At 72.5% G+C, this 16,718-nt stretch carries 15 protein-coding genes; 10 read left to right on the plus strand and 5 right to left on the minus strand.

Annotated features, from left to right (window positions below; genetic code table 11):
- The first annotated feature begins 11 nt into the window (after nucleotides 1–11).
- Nucleotides 12–1,190: a thiolase family protein gene (locus tag O7626_RS05235; protein WP_278059787.1), complete on the plus strand. Its 1,179-nt coding sequence runs from the start codon at nucleotides 12–14 to the stop codon at nucleotides 1,188–1,190.
- Nucleotides 1,190–1,972, plus strand: a complete 783-nt coding sequence (locus tag O7626_RS05240; protein WP_278059789.1) for a MaoC/PaaZ C-terminal domain-containing protein — start codon at nucleotides 1,190–1,192, stop codon at nucleotides 1,970–1,972. The genes O7626_RS05235 and O7626_RS05240 overlap by 1 nt, the downstream gene beginning before the upstream one ends.
- A 255-nt stretch (nucleotides 1,973–2,227) precedes the next feature.
- Here the strand turns inward: O7626_RS05240 and O7626_RS05245 are convergent, their stop codons facing one another.
- Nucleotides 2,228–3,544, minus strand: a complete 1,317-nt coding sequence (locus O7626_RS05245; protein ID WP_278059791.1) for a PHB depolymerase family esterase — start codon at nucleotides 3,542–3,544, stop codon at nucleotides 2,228–2,230.
- Between the two features lie 105 nt (nucleotides 3,545–3,649).
- Between O7626_RS05245 and O7626_RS05250 the strand changes: the two genes are divergently transcribed.
- The 4 genes from O7626_RS05250 (at nucleotide 3,650) to O7626_RS05265 (ending at nucleotide 8,178) form a co-directional block, all read left to right on the plus strand.
- A complete protein-coding gene (locus O7626_RS05250) occupies nucleotides 3,650–4,600 on the plus strand; it encodes a PaaX family transcriptional regulator C-terminal domain-containing protein (protein WP_278059793.1) in 951 nt (316 codons plus the stop codon).
- Nucleotides 4,601–4,680: 80 nt separating this feature from the next.
- A complete protein-coding gene (locus O7626_RS05255) occupies nucleotides 4,681–5,124 on the plus strand; it encodes a Fur family transcriptional regulator (protein WP_278059795.1) in 444 nt (147 codons plus the stop codon).
- A 273-nt stretch (nucleotides 5,125–5,397) separates the two neighbouring features.
- Nucleotides 5,398–7,593, plus strand: coding sequence for a catalase/peroxidase HPI (katG, locus tag O7626_RS05260; protein WP_278066059.1), 2,196 nt, complete (start codon nucleotides 5,398–5,400; stop codon nucleotides 7,591–7,593).
- A gap of 294 nt (nucleotides 7,594–7,887) precedes the next feature.
- Nucleotides 7,888–8,178 (plus strand): DUF1540 domain-containing protein, encoded by a 291-nt coding sequence (locus O7626_RS05265; protein WP_278059797.1) that lies wholly within the window; start codon nucleotides 7,888–7,890, stop codon nucleotides 8,176–8,178.
- A gap of 86 nt (nucleotides 8,179–8,264) precedes the next feature.
- Here O7626_RS05265 and O7626_RS05270 read toward each other — a convergent pair whose 3' ends face one another.
- The 4 genes from O7626_RS05270 to O7626_RS05285 all read right to left on the minus strand — a co-directional run bounded on the left by O7626_RS05270 (nucleotide 8,265) and on the right by O7626_RS05285 (nucleotide 11,128).
- Nucleotides 8,265–9,491: a hypothetical protein gene (locus O7626_RS05270; RefSeq protein ID WP_278059799.1), complete on the minus strand. Its 1,227-nt coding sequence runs from the start codon at nucleotides 9,489–9,491 to the stop codon at nucleotides 8,265–8,267.
- A 164-nt stretch (nucleotides 9,492–9,655) separates the two neighbouring features.
- Nucleotides 9,656–10,357: a hypothetical protein gene (locus O7626_RS05275; RefSeq protein ID WP_278059801.1), complete on the minus strand. Its 702-nt coding sequence runs from the start codon at nucleotides 10,355–10,357 to the stop codon at nucleotides 9,656–9,658.
- The gene (locus O7626_RS05280; RefSeq protein WP_278059802.1) at nucleotides 10,354–10,686 is read right to left on the minus strand and encodes a type VII secretion target; all 333 of its coding nucleotides are present in this window, start codon (nucleotides 10,684–10,686) and stop codon (nucleotides 10,354–10,356) included. The genes O7626_RS05275 and O7626_RS05280 overlap by 4 nt, the downstream gene beginning before the upstream one ends.
- A 4-nt stretch (nucleotides 10,687–10,690) precedes the next feature.
- On the minus strand, nucleotides 10,691–11,128 hold the full coding sequence (locus O7626_RS05285; RefSeq protein ID WP_278059804.1) for a YbaB/EbfC family nucleoid-associated protein: 438 nt from the start codon (nucleotides 11,126–11,128) through the stop codon (nucleotides 10,691–10,693).
- A 395-nt stretch (nucleotides 11,129–11,523) separates the two neighbouring features.
- Here O7626_RS05285 and O7626_RS05290 point away from each other — a divergent pair, with 395 nt between their 5' ends.
- The 4 genes from O7626_RS05290 to O7626_RS05305 all read left to right on the plus strand — a co-directional run bounded on the left by O7626_RS05290 (nucleotide 11,524) and on the right by O7626_RS05305 (nucleotide 16,707).
- The gene (locus O7626_RS05290) at nucleotides 11,524–12,156 is read left to right on the plus strand and encodes a hypothetical protein (protein WP_278059806.1); all 633 of its coding nucleotides are present in this window, start codon (nucleotides 11,524–11,526) and stop codon (nucleotides 12,154–12,156) included.
- Entirely contained in the window at nucleotides 12,153–13,058 is a 906-nt protein-coding gene (locus O7626_RS05295; RefSeq protein ID WP_278059808.1) for a hypothetical protein, read from the plus strand. Before O7626_RS05290 ends, O7626_RS05295 begins: the two co-directional genes overlap by 4 nt.
- A 112-nt stretch (nucleotides 13,059–13,170) precedes the next feature.
- The gene (locus O7626_RS05300; RefSeq protein ID WP_278059810.1) at nucleotides 13,171–15,654 is read left to right on the plus strand and encodes a hypothetical protein; all 2,484 of its coding nucleotides are present in this window, start codon (nucleotides 13,171–13,173) and stop codon (nucleotides 15,652–15,654) included.
- Between the two features lie 27 nt (nucleotides 15,655–15,681).
- On the plus strand, nucleotides 15,682–16,707 hold the full coding sequence (locus O7626_RS05305; RefSeq protein WP_278059812.1) for a nitroreductase: 1,026 nt from the start codon (nucleotides 15,682–15,684) through the stop codon (nucleotides 16,705–16,707).
- Nucleotides 16,708–16,718 lie beyond the last annotated feature (11 nt).

Genomic DNA, 16,718 nt, shown 5'->3' on the forward strand with positions numbered 1-16,718 from the left:
AAGGAGATTCCGTGCAGCTGTCCAACGTGGCGATCCCGCTCGGCCTGGCCTGGTCGTCGCCGTTCTGCCGATGGCAGGGCGCGCTCGCCGGGATGTCGAGCGTCGACCTGGTCGTGGACGTGACCGGCCGGGCGCTCGCCGCACGCGGCTTTGACGTCGCCGAGGTCGGGCACGTCGCCTTCGGCACCACCGTCCCGCAACCCACCTCGTTCTACGGCGTCACCACGGTCACGCCCCGGCTCGGGCTGGCCGCCGTGACCGGCCCGACGATCGCCCAGGCGTGCGCCACCTCGGCGGCGGTGGTGCAGGCGGCGGCCGTACAGGTCGAACTCGGCGCCCACCGGACGGTGCTGGCGCTGACCACCGACCGCACCAGCAACGGCCCGCTGATGGTGTGGTCGGCACAGGCAACCCCCGGGGCCGCGCCGCTGACCGAACACTGGGTGCTCGACCCGATGAAGCACGACCCGAACACCGGCGGCTCGATGCTGGACACCGCCGAGAACGTCGCGGCCGAGCAGGGCTACACCCGCGCCGAGATCGACGAGGTGACGCTGCTCCGCCACGAGCAGTACCGCGCGGCCCGGTCGGGGCCCCGGGACTACCTGGTGGAGGTGCACGTACCCGGACGCCGGGGCGAGGTCGTGGTCGCCGACGACGCCGGCGTGCACGACACCACCGCCGAAGGGCTGGCCAAGCTCTCCGCGGTCCGGCCCGACGGCGTGGTCAGCTACGGGTCGCAGACCCATCCCGGTGACGGGACCGCCGGGCTCGTGCTCAGCAGCGTCGAGCGGGCCCGGGAGCTGGCCGGGGGAGCCGGGGTGGCCCGGATCCACGCGGTGGCGTTCGCCCGGGTGCGGCGGGCCCGGATGCCGGAGGCGCCGGTGCCGGCGGCCCGCGCCGCGCTCGCCGACGCCGGCCTCGACGTCCGGGACCTCGACGTGGTCACCACGCACAACCCGTTCGCCGTCAACGACATCTACTTCTCCCGGCAGACCGGATTCCCCCTGGACCGGATGAACCCGTACGGGTGCAGTCTCGTCTACGGGCACCCGCAGGGCCCGACCGGGATGCGTGCCGTCGCGGAACTGGTCGCGGCGCTGCGTGACCGGGGCGGTGGGCGCGGACTGTTCACCGGTTGCGCGGCCGGAGACACGGCGGGCGCCGTCGTGGTGGAGGTGACCGACTGATGGCCGGATTCGACGAGTCGGTGGTGGGCCGGTGGAGCGACGAGCGGTGGTTCGAGGTCACTCCCGAGGGCGTGGCCGCGTACGCCGAGGCCGTCGGCGGTCCCTCGCCGGTCTACGCGGTCGTCCCGGCGATGGAACTGGTCTTCGCGGTCGCCGCGACCGCGGCCCCGGCCGAGCTGCGGGCCCGGGTGGTGCACGGCCAGCAGGACCTGTTCTTCCACCGTCCGCTGCCGACCGGCGACAAGGTGACGGTACGCGCCGCCCTCCTCGGCCTGCACGGCAAGCGCAGCGGCACGGTGGCCACCATCGGGGTGCAGACCCGGGACGCGGGCGGCGAACTGCTCAACGAGCAGTACGTCACCGAGTTCTACCGGGGTGTCCCGAGTGACCTGGCGGTGGGCCGGGCCGCCCCCGCGCTGCCGGCCGAGCCGCCGGCCGGCGAGCCGGTCCGCACCGTCGACCGCGCACTTCCCGCCGACCTGCCCCGCCGGTACGCCGACGCGTCCGGCGACCGCAACCCGATCCACCTGGACGACGACGTCGCCCGGGCGGCCGGGCTGCCCGGGGTCATCGTGCACGGGCTGGCCAGTCTCGCCATCGCCGGCCAGACCGTGCTGCGGGCCGGCGCCAACCTCTCCCGGCTGAGCTGCCGGTTCACCAGGCCGATCGTCCCGGGTGACACGCTGCGCACCCTGGTCTGGGCGGACGGGCCGGGATACCGCTTCGAGTGCCTGGACCGGTCCGGCGCCAGGGTGCTGGGCGCCGGCCTGGCCGAGATGTGAGCCGGATCCCCGGGGCGCTACCCGACCGGACCACTGACCAGCGCTACCTGATCGGGCCACCGCCGAGCGCTACCCGACCGGACCACCGCCCAGCGCTACCGACCGGACCGCTGGCGCGGCGTCGGGCCGGAATCGCGGCGAGCCAGCCGCGACTCCGGCCCGACGCCGTGGTGGGCCGTACCGGGGGCGGGGGCGTCCGGACCCGCCCCCGGCGTCAGCCCGGACCGGGCCGATCGACGATCGGCCCGGCCGGGATCAGCTGGCGGTGCAGCTCGGCGTCATGCCGGAGCCGCTGCCGCTGCCCTGGAAGCCGAACTCGGTGCTCTGGCCGGAACCCAGCCGGCCGTTGTAGCTGACGTTGCTGAACTGGACGGTTCCGCTGTTGCCGCTGCGGTTGGCGTTCCACACGCCGGTGACGCTGGCACCGCCGGGCAGGGTCATGCTCACGCTCCAGCCGTTGGTGCCGGCGGATCCTGCGGTGACCCGTACCGTGGCGACGAAGCCGCCGGTCCACTGGTTCAGCGACACGGTGGCGGAGCAGCCGGCCCCACCCGGCGGGGTGGTCGGGTTGCCGGGAGGCGTGGTCGGGTTGCCAGGCGGCGTGGTCGGGTTTCCCGGGGGCGTGGTCGGGTTTCCCGGTGGGGTGGTCGGTGCGGCGCGGTCGAGGCCGAAGAACTGGATCGCGACCCGGGCCATGCCGCTGGACGGGAGGCTGTGCCCGGCGCCCTGGATGGCGTATGCCTCGACCTGGGTGCCGAAGCGGCGGCGGTTCCAGTTGGCCTGCGGGGTGTCGGTGGACGTCGGGGTCTGGCTCAGTCCGTGCACGTTGGTCCACTGCTCGATGGATTCCTGGAGTAGCGAGTAGGGGACGAGGGTGTCGTTGGTGCCGTGCCACAGCTGGATCGGCGGGCGGGTGCCGGTGAAGCTGGGGTGGGCGGCGCGGACGAGGTTGCCCCATTCCTGGGGGGTGCGGTTCATGGTGCCGTTGGTGCAGGGGCCGCCGGGTGGGTAGGCGGCTGCGTTGGCGAAGCAGCCGAAGGGTACGCCCATGAAGGATGCGCCGGCTTTGAACAGGTCGGGGTAGACGGCGAGCATGTGCTGGGTCATCATGCCGCCGGAGGAGCTGCCGGTGGCGTAGACCCGGTTGATGTCGCCGCCGTGTTGGGTGCGGGCGTAGTTGACCATGGATTCGATGGAGACGGGGTCGCTGCCGCCGCCGCGCCGTTTGGATGCGTCCGACCAGGTGTCGAAGCATCTGCCGAAGCCGGCTTCCTGCATGGCGGAGGGGTAGATGACGATGAAGCCGTACTGGTTGGACAGTGAGGCGAATTCGCTGCCTGAGTAGAAGCCTGGTCCGGAGCCGCCGCAGCCGTGCATGGCGACGACGATCGGTGGGTTGGCCGGGCGGTTGTCGGGGACGTAGATGTGCATTCGCATGCCGCCGGGGTTGTTGCCGAAGTTGGTCACCTCGACCAGCGACGCGGCGGACGCCGGCGGGGACAGGGCGACGACGCCGGTCGCGAGGACCAGGGCGCTGGCCAGCCCGACCAGCACCGTCCTTGTTCGTGTCATGACACCTCCATCGATGAGCGTTTATCCATCACATTAGGCATCTCCTTGACGACCGTCAATCCAACGCCCAACATGGGGTGCGCGGCCGGCACATATCCTGGCCTGATGACGACCGTCAGCGACCGCGCCGGGACGCGTTCGGAAACCGCGCCCGAGCAGGTGTCCGCCGTACGCCCGCAGACGCTCCTGCTCACCCTCCTCGGCAGTGCGGTGCTCGGCCGGGACGTGGCGATCTTCTCGGGCAGTTGTACCGAGGTGATGGACCGGATGGGCGTCTCCGAGCACGCCACCAGGTCCACGCTGACCCGGATGGTCAACCGGCACCTGCTGGTCCGGCACCGCCGGGGCCGCCGGGTGTACCTCGGGCTGACGCCCCGGGCGGCGGCCGTGCTGCGGGAGGGCGAGGAGCGCATGTGGCGGGCGGGTGCGGTCAACCAGGACACCGACGGGCGGTGGACCCTGCTCGGGTTCTCGCTGCCCGAGACGCGCCGCGACGAGCGTCACCTGCTGCGCTCGCGCCTGCGCTGGGCCGGGTTCGGGCTGCTTCGCAGCGGCATGTGGATCGCGCCCGGCACGGTGGACGTCGATGCGCTCCTGACCGACCTGCGGCTCAGCGACCACCTGGTGGTCTTCCGGGCCGAGCCGGCCGAGCCGGCGGCCATGCGGCAGGTGGTACGCGACGCCTACGACCTGCCCGCCATCGCCGGCCGCTACCACCAGTTCCTGCGCCGGTGGGACACCCCCGCACCGCTGCCGACCGCCCCGGACGACCTCGCCCGGCACCTCTGGCTGCTCAGCGAATGGCTGCTACTGCTCCGGGACGACCCGCGCATCCCGCTGCGGCACCTTCCGCCGGACTGGCCGGCGGTGACGGCCCAGGAGATCTTCCGGCGTACCCACGAGCGGCTCCAGCCGAAGGCGCGGCGCATCGCCGAGGCCGAGATCGACTCCATCCGGATGTCGCCGGCCGACCCAGGAGGCTTCCCGGTGCCGACGGATACGACGGCGAAACTCCACGTACCAGGCAATGGGAACGGCGAGGACATTTTTGGGTGATGATGCTCTCGGGTGACCCGAGGGTGTCGAGTGGCTCCCGATACTTGATTCATTCCAAAAAAAGCGCGAGACTTCACGGCGTGCCAACGACGCCGGAGTTCGAGAGCACGCTGCGGGGAGCGGCGCTGCGGGTGACGCGTCCCCGGGTGGCGGTGCTCACCGCGGTGCACGCCAACCCGCACGCCGACACGGACTCGATCATCGGCCTGGTACGCGCGGACATCGGCGAGGTCTCCCGCCAGGCCGTGTACGACGTGCTGCACGCGCTCACCGCCGCGGGCCTGCTCCGGCGCTTCGAGCCGATGGGCTCGGTGGCGCGCTACGAGACCCGGACCGGGGACAGCCACCACCATCTCGTCTGCCAGTCCTGCGGTGCCATCGTCGACGTCGACGGTGCGGTCGGCGACACCGGCTGCCTGACCCCCACCGGTAACTCGGGCTACCTGGTCGACGAAACCGAGGTCGTCTACCGGGGCAGGTGCCGCGGGTGCGTCGCGGCAACCGCCGGCACGCCGGCCGGATGACACGGAAACGCCCGACGGGGGGATCGCCGGAACGCCCGACGAGTGAGGTCCGACACACCGGCTCGGCAACCGTGCCCGGTCCGAGACCCGTGCCCGGCCCGACAACACAGACCGCAGCATCCTGGACCGACATCCCTCGGTAACCCGACCGCAGCATCCTGGACCGACATCCCTGAGCAACCGACCGCAGGACCCTGGACCCGAAGCAACCGACCGTACGAACCGGTCAGCAGACCGAAACCGGAAAGGACAGACGTGTCTGACAAGAAAGCCATGACCGAGAGCGTCAGCGAAAGCGAAAATCCCGCGATCCCCGCACCCAGCGTCAAGGCGACCCGGCCCAGGACCAACCGGGACTGGTGGCCGAACCAGCTCGACCTCTCGGTGCTGCACCAGCACTCGACCCGGTCGAACCCGATGGGCGAGGACTTCGACTACGCCGAGGAGTTCAAGAAGCTCGACGTCGAGGCGCTCCGCCGGGACATCTTCGAGCTGATGACGACGTCGCAGGAATGGTGGCCGGCCGACTACGGTCACTACGGCCCGCTCTTCATCCGGATGAGCTGGCACGCCGCGGGCACCTACCGGATCACCGACGGCCGGGGCGGCGGCGGCAGCGGTTCGCAGCGGTTCGCGCCGCTCAACAGCTGGCCGGACAACGCCAGCCTGGACAAGGCCCGCCGGCTGCTCTGGCCGATCAAGCAGAAGTACGGCCGCAAGATCTCCTGGGCCGACCTGCTGGTCTTCGCCGGCAACTGCGCGTACGAGTCGATGGGGTTCAAGACCTTCGGCTTCGGGTTCGGCCGCCAGGACATCTGGGAGCCCGAGGAGATCTTCTGGGGCCCGGAGGACGCCTGGCTCGGCGACGAGCGCTACAGCGGCGACCGGGACCTCGCCGAGCCGCTCGGCGCCGTGCAGATGGGCCTGATCTACGTGAATCCGGAGGGACCTGCTGGCCACCCGGACGCACTGGCCTCCGCCCGGGACATCCGGGCCACCTTCGCCCGGATGGCGATGAACGACGAGGAGACCGTCGCGCTGATCGTCGGCGGCCACACCGTCGGCAAGGCGCACGGCGCGGTCGACCCGCAGTACCTCGGCCCGGAGCCGGAGGGTGCTCCCGTCGAGCAGCAGGGCCTCGGCTGGAAGAACTCGTACGGCACCGGCAAGGGCGCCGACACCCTCACCAGTGGGCTGGAGGGTGCCTGGACCAATGCGCCGACCAAGTGGGACAACGGCTACCTGGACAACCTCTTCAAGTACGACTGGGAGCTCACGGCCAGCCCGGCCGGCGCGAAGCAGTGGCGGCCGAAGGACCGCTCGGCCGACGACACCGTGCCGGACGCGCACGACCCGTCGAAGCGGCACGCCCCGATGATGCTCACCTCTGACCTGGCGCTGAAGATCGACCCGATCTACGAGCCGATCGCGCGGCGGTTCTGGCAGAACCCGGACCAGCTCGAGGAGGCGTTCGCCAAGGCGTGGTTCAAGCTGCTGCACCGTGACATGGGTCCGGTCTCCCGCTACCTCGGCCCGTGGATCCCGGAGCAGCAGCTCTGGCAGGACCCGATCCCCGCGGTGGACCACGAGCTGGTCTCGGAGCAGGACGTGGCCGCCCTCAAGGGCAAGGTCCTGGAGTCGGGGCTCTCCGTCGCCCAGCTCGTCCGGGCGGCCTGGGCCTCGGCGGCCAGCTTCCGGGGCACCGACAAGCGCGGCGGCGCCAACGGGGCCCGGATCCGCCTGGCCCCACAGAAGGACTGGGAGGTCAACAACCCGGCCGAGCTGGCCACCGTGCTGGAGACGCTGGAACGGATCCAGCAGGACTTCAACGCGGCGCAGTCCGGCGGCAAGAAGGTGTCGCTGGCCGACCTGATCGTGCTGGCCGGTTCGGCGGCCGTCGAGCAGGCGGCCAGGAATGCCGGGCACGACGTCACGGTTCCGTTCGCGCCTGGTCGTACGGACGCGTCGCAGGAGCAGACCGACGTGGAGACCTTCGCCGTCCTCGAACCGAGGGCCGACGGGTTCCGCAACTACCTGCGCCCCGGAGAGAAGCTCTCCCCGGAGACCCTGCTGCTCGACCGGGCGTTCATGCTCAACCTGAGCGCACCGGAGATGACGGTGCTGATCGGCGGCCTGCGGGCGCTGAACGCCAACACCGGGCAGGCCCCGTACGGCGTCTTCACCGACCGGCCCGAGTCGTTGACGAACGACTTCTTCGTCAACCTGCTCGACGTCGACACGGAGTGGAAGGCGGCCGAGTCGGCGGAGAACGTGTACGAGGGCCGGGACCGCGCCACGGGTGAGGTCAAGTGGACGGCCACCGCCGTCGACCTCGTCTTCGGCTCGCACTCCCAGCTGCGGGCCAACGCGGAGGTCTACGCGAGCTCCGACGCCAAGGAGAAGTTCGTGCGGGACTTCGTGGCCGCCTGGTACAAGGTGATGAACCTGGACCGGTTCGACCTCGTCTGAACGGTTCCGATGTCCGGGCCGGCCGCGTACGCGCGGCCGGCCCGACCCTTTCGCCGGCCGATGAATTGATTGCGCCTGGCGTCGTGCCTGGCATGACGCCGTTTGATGCAAAGGGGCTGGCACTCGCCCGACAGGTTAGGCAAGCCAAATGATTTGCGTTCGCGCGATGAATAGGAAAGGCTAGCCTAACGATTTCTGTCTGACTCGTTGAATGGCAAAACGGCACGGCGGCGTGTAACGTCGACTTGCGAGATGCCCATCGTCTGTATTTGTCAACGAAAGGGTGAGCTGACAATGACGGACATGTTGGAGATGCCGCGCGTGCACGAGTGCACGGTGACCGAGTGCGGTTACAACCACGACGGCTGTCACGCCTTCGCGATCACCATCGGACAGCAGACGGCGAACTGTGCCACCTTCATCGACACCTCCGCCAAGGGCGGTCTCGACCGGGTCATCGCCCAGGTCGGCGCCTGCAAGCGGGAAGACTGCCGATACAACGCCGACCTCGAGTGCAGTGCCCCGTCGATCCGGGTTGGTCCCCGGCAGGACGCCGCGGACTGCCAGACCTACGAGCCGCGCTGACTCCCACGAGCCGCCCTGACCCGCCTGGGCTGCACTCACCGTTGCACGGGTCGCGTGCACGGGTCGCGCGGACCCGTTGGCGTTGACTACCAGCCTCGCTCGACGGTCAGCAGGGCCACTCCGGCGACGAGGTCGAGGTCGAAACGCTGTTCGGCCCGGTCCCAGCCGGGCGGGGTGAGGTCGGTGCCCCGGGCGATGCCGGAGCGGCGGTCGCCGTCCACCGTCAAGGCACCGGCGCCGCTGGCCAGCCGTACCCGGGTCGGCGGGCCGGCCGGTGCGCGGACCCGGAACTGGTTGGCTCCGCCGGACATCCGTACCGTGAGGGTGCCCTCCGGTGCCGGCAGCGTCAGGTCGATCCGGGTGGATCCGCCGAGGAACTCGACGCCGGTCAGCCGGGCTCCGGCGAGGTCCACCGAGCGCTCCGCCGCACCACCGCTGAACCGCAGGTCCCAACGCACCCGGGAGTTCAACTCGATGTCGACCGCGCCCGGCCCGCTCGCACCGCTCGGCACCAGGTGCAGCAGTACCCGGTCCCTGCGGACCTCGGGTCGCGGCAGCACGTTCGCCCCGGGCGGGGTGCTGATCCGGTAGAGCAGCTCACCGAGGTCGGCCGCGCCGAGCCGGACCGAGGCCGTGTCGGTGACCAGGTCGAAGGTCGCCTCGGCGCGGCCGTCCAGCGGGGCACTGGCCTCGCCGGCATTCGCCGGCTCCACCACCCTGGGCGGTGCGGCCGGGTCGCCGGGAGCAGCGGTACGCGGCACGCCCGCCCCGCCGAAACTGTTCCACAGCAGGGCGAAGACGCCCAGCGTGACCGCGACGAAGACGGGTACCGCGATCAGGGCCAGCGCGAGCCGGGACCGCCACCGGGTCGGCCCCGGCTCGGGATGGCCCGGCCCGAGGAGCGCGGCGCCTGCGGTGGCCGGGACGCCGGCCGACGCCCCGGCGCGCGGTGCGACGGGGACGATCGCGTCCAGGGTGTCCTGGTCCCAACTCGGCCGCCCGGTGCCCGGCTTTCCGGCCCCCGCTCGCCCGTCCGACGGCCGCGTCCGTCCCGGCGGGACGGATCCCGGCCGGCGACCGCCGAGGAAGCCGTCGTCGAGACAGCCGTCATCGAGGTAGGCGTCGTCGAGGTAGCTGCGGTGTTCCAGCGCGCCGGTCGGCACCGGCGGCGCGAGCCGCCGGTCCGGCAGGCCGGCGTCCGGCGGCCCGAGCGGGTCCGATTGCTGCGGGTCCGATTGCTGCGGATCCGGCTCGCGGGGTCCGGCATCCGGCCTGCCGTCGGTCAACTCGTCGGTGCTGGCGGCGCGCTCCACTGTCGTACCTCCTGGCGTCGATCCGCCGGGGACGCCGGCGTTTCCGGCAGGGAGTACGGATCAGAACCGCCGCCGGATCGGCGTCGCTGCCGGACCGGCATTCCCAGGGCGCGCAGGTCCCCGGGCGGGCGGGGCCGCCGGGGCCGCCGGCACGACGCCGGACGTCAGCCGTCGAGCAGCCGGGAGAGGTTGGTCAGGCTGCTGATCAGCGCCCCGATGTAGGTGAGGATGCGGCCGCTCCACTTCACCACCGCGGTCACGATCTGTGCCGCGATCACCGGGATCGTCACCACGAAAATCGCCTCGACGGCCCAGACGACCACCCGGGCCACCAGGTCGGCGATGAGGTCCCGCACGATGTCCCGGGTGAACGAGACGAGGTTACCGGCCGCCTGGGTGGCGGCCGCCATCGCCGCCGAGATCCCGCCGAGCCCGCCGATGGCGTCGACGTTGCAGGCCATCATGCTCCGGTACGCCTCGGCGGCGTCGCCCCGCCAGCCAACCAGGTCCCCGGTGACCCGGGCCTGCAGGTCTGCGGAGATCCGCTGTAGCTCGGCGGCCATGTTGTCCCAGGTCGCCGCGTGCGAGGCGACCACGTCGGGCATCCCGGTGAGCTCGTCCAGGACCTGCCGCAGCGGTTCGAAGTATTCCATCGCCCAGCCGAGGCCGTTCGCCAGCAGGGCGCTGAACGGATCCAGCACGGTCGCCGCGACCTCCACCCCGAGCGTCGCGCCGGCCAGCAGGTCGTCGACCCAGCCCTCGCTGCGGATCGCGTCGACCAGGCCCTCCACGCTGTCGGCCAGCGCGGCGCCCGTCCAGACCTCCCGGGTGGAGCCGACCGGTGCGACGAGTGAGGTGTCGGTCATCGGGGCGCGCCGTCCGGCATCCGCGCGCCCAGCCGGTCGAACGAGTCGGCGGCCCGCAGGTCCGAGTTCTCGTAGTTGTCGGCGGCCGAGCGGAGACTTTCGGCGGCCAGCGACAGGTTCTCCGCGACGTACGCGACGAGTTCGTCCTGCCTGGCGTGCCGGCCCTCCAGCACCCCGGAGATCCATCCGCACAACAGCCCGTACGCCGACTCGTCCTGGCTGATGTGTGCGCTGGCGCCCTTGACCGCGCCGAACCGTTCCGCCAGGTCCTCGACGTTCCCCGCGTGCGAGCGGATCTGTCTCACCTCGACGTCGTAGCCGTCGCCCATCGTCTCACCACCGGTAGGGGTCGCGGTCGGGTGTGCTCTCTCCGGTCTGGAGGTCACGCAACTGCTGGTCGGCCCGGGCGGCGATCGCCCGGGCCGCCGGAGAGTCGGTGCCGACGGTGTCGGCGAGGATCTCCCGGGCCTGCGCGGCGGCCTTCCGGCGGGCGTCGGCGATCGTGTTCATGATCACCCTGGCCACCGCCTCCGGCGCCACCCGTTGGATCCGCTGGTCGAGCCGCAGGTCGAGCAGGGCTCCAGTGTGGTCGATGGTGACCTCGGCCATCCGGTCCGCGGAGGTGGCGGTGACCCGCAACTGCTGGAGCCGGTCGCTCATCGTCCGGGTGTCCGCGGCCAGCCGGTCGAGGCGTCCCTTCCACGCCGCGAGGTGCTCCATGGCCCCGTCGGGGTCCAGGATGCCGCCACCGCCGGGTTGTGGACCGAACACCACCCGCCACCTCCGATGATCGATGCTCCGGCCCATGGTAGAGCGCCCGTCGTGGGTCGAGCGTGCCACGGTGGGGATGCCGGTGGCCAGGTCCGACCGGACCGCACCGGACCCCGGCGACCGGGCGATGCCGGCGAGGGCGTCGACGGGGGCGCGGGCAACGTCGGAGGCGGTCGGCTCGGACGGCGGTCGGCGCCGGTTCCCGGGTACCCATAGACTGCGGGCGCAGGACGGCTCTGCCCTGCGCCTACGCCGTCGGCACCGCGACATCCGGAACACGCGGGTCGGCCCTGACCGGTGGTAGCGGCTGCGGGTGGGTCCCGCCCTGCGGCAGCAGGCGCGGATCGGTGTCCGACCTGCGGTACCGGACCAACCTGAACGGCCGAAGGGCGACCATGACGGGGAAGCCACGGGGTGGCGACGACGGTGGCGGAGGCGACGGGAACGTCCCCCGGCAGCGTGGAGATTCCGGCGGTGTACCGGCGAGCGTCGCCAAGGGCCAGGACCAGGCCTGGCAACGCATGCAGGGCGGTCGTGCCGGCGGCGGCGGACGCGGGCCGGGCGGCGGGGGCGATCGCGGCAGGCAGCAGTTCCGGGCCGGCGACGACGTGCCGGGTCCGGCCCGGGGCCGGGACCTGCGGGTCCCGCACCCCCGGCACACCGTCGCCGGGTCGCGCAACGGCGAGGTCAAGGATCCCAGCACGGTCTACCTGCGGGGGTACGAGGACGCGGCCCGGGGCGACGTGGAGCAGATCGCCGCCGGCAACGCGCGGTGGAACCCGGAAACCCAGCGGTACGAGGTGAACGGCCGCTCGTACGGTGTCGAGTCGAACGGCACGGTCTTCCCCGACTCCGGTGACGGTGTGGTAAAGCTGGACCGTAACGAGTACGCGGCGCTCAAGGAGATAACCAGGGTCGGTGGCGACCCGGCACAGTCGCCACAACTGCAGAACAATCCCCGCTTCCTGAACAACCCGGAGGCGGTCGCGAAGGCGAAGGAAATCTACGACGGGACGTACGAGCCGTGACGTACTACCTGATGATCTTCGGTGAACTGCACCGGGACCGGCTCGTCTCGGCGCTGGCGACGCTCTTCGCGTTGCCCGTCGAACAGGTCGACGTCGGCGACTCCGACGACGTCGACCGCAACTGGTCGGCGCAGGTGATCTGCACCGTCGCACCGGTCACCGGCCACCTGCACTGGCAGTTGGAGATCTATCCCACCGACACGATCGTCCCGCAGCCGCCCGAGTCGGTCGTCGCGGTGGTGCTGGCACAGCAGCTCGGGACGGTGGTGGTCTATCCGGGGCCGGAGCCGCTGCCGAGCGCGTACTGGCTGGTGGCCCCGGACGGTCGCCGTACCCGGGCGCGGATCGTCGACGACGGCGGTGCCGAGGAGTCGGTCTACCGGATCGAGGCGGTCGAGCATCCGGTGGCGGTCTTCCCGGACCTGGCGGTGGCCGCGTTGCCGGAGGTGATCCGGGAACACCGGATGCCCACCCCGGTCACCGACCGGCTGCGCGCGGAGCTGAAGCCGTGGTCGGACTCGGACGTCCCGGCGGTGTCGCAGGCGGTGTGGCAGGCCTGCACCCGGCTCGGCGCCTGGGAGGGCATGGTGGCCCGGATGGCCGCCGGGTGGCCGCCGGACGGTTGGTATCCGGCGGCGTACTACCGGGAGGACCTGGAACTCCGCGACGAACTCGCCCAGCTTGGCCAGGCGTTGCCGGAGCAGGCCCGTACGCCGTTCGCGATCGCCCTCGGCGAGGTCGACCAGCAGTTCGTCGCGCGGACCGAGGACGACGAGGGTGCCGCGCTGGCGGCGGAGCTGGGGCCGGCGCAGGACGTGCCGCGCCGCCCCGACCGCTGGTGGTGGCAGCGGGTCTCCCAACCGCTGCCGTGGCGGGACCAGCCCGCCCGACCGGCAGGCTGAGCCTCGGGCCGAGAGGTAGGGCCACTTCGGACGGACACTGGGTACGGATACCCAGTGCCGGGTCCGCGTCGAGGCTCAGGTGCGGCCGACCGGCCCCGCGAAGACTGCGGGAATGACCGAGACGCTGCGCCAAGACCTCGCCCCGTCCGCAGCCGCCGCCCGGCCCTCGGCCGTGCGGCGGGACGGGCTGACGGCCCGCGAGCGCTGGCGCCGGGTCCGGCTGTCGTCCGTCGCCCGGCTGCGGGACACGGTGCTCCGGCTCGCCCGCCGCCATCCGGCCGGCTGGCGCTGGCTGGCCGGCCGGTACCACCCGGTGCTGGACCGGACGGCGCTGGCGTCCGCCCGGTCGGTCTGCGCGCTCGCCGCGCTCGACGTGCCGGCGTACCGGGACTTCCTGGCGTCCCGGCCGGCCGCCGGCGGGCGGCGGGGCCGCCGCGAGCTGGCGGACTACCCGGAGACCGACAAGGAGAGCTACGTCGTCGGGTACGGGGCGGCGCGGCGGTGCTGGGCGGGCCGGTTGCCGGACCGGGGGGTGGTGGTCGACGAGTCGGCCGGCTCGTCGGGGCGGCCGTTCAACTGGCCGCGCTCCGAGCGGGAACTGCGGACGGTGCACCACGACATCGCCGGCTACACCAGCCTGGCCTTCCCGATGCGCCGGCCGTTCGTCATCAACGCCTACTCAATGGGCGCCTGGGCAACCGGGACCACCACCGGGGCGGCGATGGCCCGGATAGCGGTGGTGAAGAACACCGGCCCCGACCTCGGCAGGATCGTCGACACGCTGCACGAGTTCGGCCCGGACTTCGACTACCTGGTGACCGCGTACCCGCCGTTCCTGAAGCACCTGCGGGACCGGCTGGACGCCGACGGCTTCGACTGGGCGCGCTACCGCATCCGCGCGAGCTGCGGGGGAGAGGGGATGACCGAGGCGCTGCGGGGCTATCTGGAGCAGCGGTTCGACCGGGTACGGTCGGCGTACGGCGCCTCGGACCTGACCATCGGGATCGGCGCGGAGACGGCGTTCACGGTCTGGCTGCGCCGTCGCATGTGGACCGACGAGACGCTCCGGGCCGCCCTGCTCGGCGACGACGAGCCCGGCGCAGGCCCGGGCCGGCGCGATGTTTGTCGGCGCCACCCGCTACCGGAGTCCGCTGGCGATCCTGCGGCTCTGGCCGGTCTGGCTCCGGATGGTCCGGGACCTCCGGCGGATGTCCGGATACCGCTGGCACACCGTCTACTGGGAGTTTCCGTTCACCCTCGGCACCATCGCGTTCTTCGCCGACCGGGACGCGATGCTGCGTTTCGCCCGCTCCCGACACCACCGGAGGTTGATGACGTGGGTGACCGACGGCACCCGGAACGCGAGCGCCGGCTACATCCGGCTCTACACCGCCGAGCCGGACGGCTACTCCAACGGGGCGTGGCGGGCCGAGACGCCGGAGATGGCGCACATCCCGACCTTCACTCCACTGTCGACGGAGACGGCCGGGCCGGCGGTGCGGCGATGACCGCCGCCGCGACGCTGGAACGCGTCGCCGACCGGCGCGCACTGCGGGAGTTCCTGGCGGTGCCGGACCGGGTGTACCCGGACGACGGGCGCTTCGTGCCGCACACCCACCAGCAGATCCGCCAGTGGTGGCGGGCGGGCGTGCCGATGTACCTGCTCCGGGACGGCGGCACCGGTGCCGTGCTGGGCCGGACCACCCTGCACACAGACGCCGCCTTCGACGCCCGGCTCGGCCGGCGGTGCCAGCTCTTCGGGCTGACCGAGTTCACCGAGCCGGCGGCGGAGCCGCTCCTCGACGCGATCACCGCCGCCGGCCGGGCGGCCGGCGACCGGGAGACGCTCTTCGGGCCGGTGGCCCTGCTGCCGAACGAGACCGGCGGGGTCATCACCTCCGGGTACGCCGACCGCGGCTTCGTCGACAGCGCCTACAACCCGCCGAGGTACGTGACCGCCTACGAGTCGTACGGCTTCGTCCGGCGGTTCGAGTCGGACACCTGGATCTGCCCGGTCACCCCCGAGCCGACCGTCGGTGGTCCGGGCGTCGCCGCCGTGGATCCCGAGCTGCGGGTGCACCGGGGCGACCTGCGCCGGCTGGACGAGCAACTGCACATGCTGCACGGGCTGCTGAACGCCTCCTTCGCCCAGCTCGGCTACTACACCGAGATCCCGATCGAGGAGCTGCGCCGGCAGACCGACGGGCTGGCGTACCTGCTGGACGAGTCGCTGCTGCTCTATCTGACCCGGGCGGGCCGGCCGGTCGCCTTCGTGCTCTGCGTCCCGGACCTCAGCGAGTTCCTGGTCCGGGTCCGGGGCGACCTGAACCTGGTCAACCGGCTCCGGCTGCTGGCGACCCGGCGCCGCTACCGGCGGGAGGCGGTGCTCGTCGTCAAGGGGGTACTGCCGGAGTACCAGGGGCGCGGCTACCAGCGGCTGCTCTCGGCGCAACTGCGCCGCAACCTGCACGCCGGGGGATACCGGACGCTGCGCAGCACGTACGTCGGGCGGGACAATCCCGCCTCGGCCGCACAGTTCCGCGCGATGGGCGGCCGGCCGCTGCACGGGTACACCTTCTACGAGAAGGCGCTGTAGGTGCCCGGCAGCCGAGGAGTCGCGGACGTGGCGGCCATCCGCCGAGGAGTCGCGGACATCGCGGCGTTCCGCGCGCTGGAGCCGATCTGCTGGCGGGCGCCGAGCGCGCACAACACCCAGCCGTGGCGGCTCGACCACCGGCCCGAGGCGATCCGGGTGGGCTGGGACCCCGCGGACGCGCTGCCGGCGGCCGACCGGTCCGGGCGGGACCTGTGGCTGTCGCTCGGCGCGTTCGTGGAGACCTGCCTGGTGGTGGCCGCCGACGCCGGGCTGCGGCTGGAGTTCGTCGCCGACCATTCGGCGCGGCGACGGCGGGTGGGCTGGCTGCGGCCGGCCGCGGACCGCTACCACACCGTGTTCGACGCGGCCGGGGTGCGCGGCCGGCGTACCCACCGGGGCCGGTTCTCGGCGGGGCCGCCGGCCGAGCTGGTCGGGACACTCGACGGGATCGCCCGCGAGGTCGACGCGACGGTACGCCGGGTACCGGATGCCGACCTGTTGCCCCGGCTGCTCCGGCTCGCCGACCGGCACCTGTACGCCGATCCGGCCGTCGTCGGCGAGCTGCGGCACTGGCTGCGCCTCGACCCGGCACACCCGGACTACCGGGCCGACGGGCTCACCGACCGCTGCCTGGGGCTGTCCCGGATCGAGGCGACCGGGCTGCGGGCGGCGCTGACGGCGTACCCGGTGCTGCGCCGGCTCGGGCTGCCCCGGCTGCTCGCCACGGCCGCCGGCAACCCGCTCGGGCTCGGCGGCGCCGTGCTGGTCCTGGTCGGACCCGCCGTAACGGATCCCACGACCCGGGTCGGCTGCGGGCGGGCCCTGATGCGGATCTGGCTGGCCCTGCACGCGGCCGGGCTGGCGGCCCATCCGCTGAGCCAGCTGGTCGACGAGCCGACCAGCCGCGACGCGCTCGGTGCGGTACTGGGCGTGCCGGCGGAGCGGCTGCTGCACGTCGCCCGGGTCGGTCGGCCGACCGGTCCGGTGGTCTGGTCGGACCGGCGGATCGGCGGCGGCGATCGGGGCGGCGGGGTGCCGGCGTCGCCGCTATAGTTCCGCCGTCG

Source organism: Micromonospora sp. WMMD1102, from assembly GCF_029626265.1.
Taxonomy (GTDB): Bacteria; Actinomycetota; Actinomycetes; order Mycobacteriales; family Micromonosporaceae; genus Plantactinospora.

Excerpts from the sequence above, each read along its gene's own strand:
- O7626_RS05240 (WP_278059789.1), top strand. The coding sequence starts at position 1,190 with ATGGCCGGATTCGACGAGTCGGTGGTGGGCCGGTGGAGCGACGAGCGG.
- O7626_RS05245 (WP_278059791.1), bottom strand. The coding sequence starts at position 3,544 with ATGACACGAACAAGGACGGTGCTGGTCGGGCTGGCCAGCGCCCTGGTC.
- O7626_RS05250 (WP_278059793.1), top strand. The coding sequence starts at position 3,650 with ATGACGACCGTCAGCGACCGCGCCGGGACGCGTTCGGAAACCGCGCCC.
- katG (WP_278066059.1), top strand. The coding sequence starts at position 5,398 with ATGACCGAGAGCGTCAGCGAAAGCGAAAATCCCGCGATCCCCGCACCC.
- O7626_RS05265 (WP_278059797.1), top strand. The coding sequence starts at position 7,888 with ATGACGGACATGTTGGAGATGCCGCGCGTGCACGAGTGCACGGTGACC.
- O7626_RS05275 (WP_278059801.1), bottom strand. The coding sequence starts at position 10,357 with ATGACCGACACCTCACTCGTCGCACCGGTCGGCTCCACCCGGGAGGTC.
- O7626_RS05280 (WP_278059802.1), bottom strand. The coding sequence starts at position 10,686 with ATGGGCGACGGCTACGACGTCGAGGTGAGACAGATCCGCTCGCACGCG.
- O7626_RS05290 (WP_278059806.1), top strand. The coding sequence starts at position 11,524 with ATGACGGGGAAGCCACGGGGTGGCGACGACGGTGGCGGAGGCGACGGG.
- O7626_RS05300 (WP_278059810.1), top strand. The coding sequence starts at position 13,171 with ATGACCGAGACGCTGCGCCAAGACCTCGCCCCGTCCGCAGCCGCCGCC.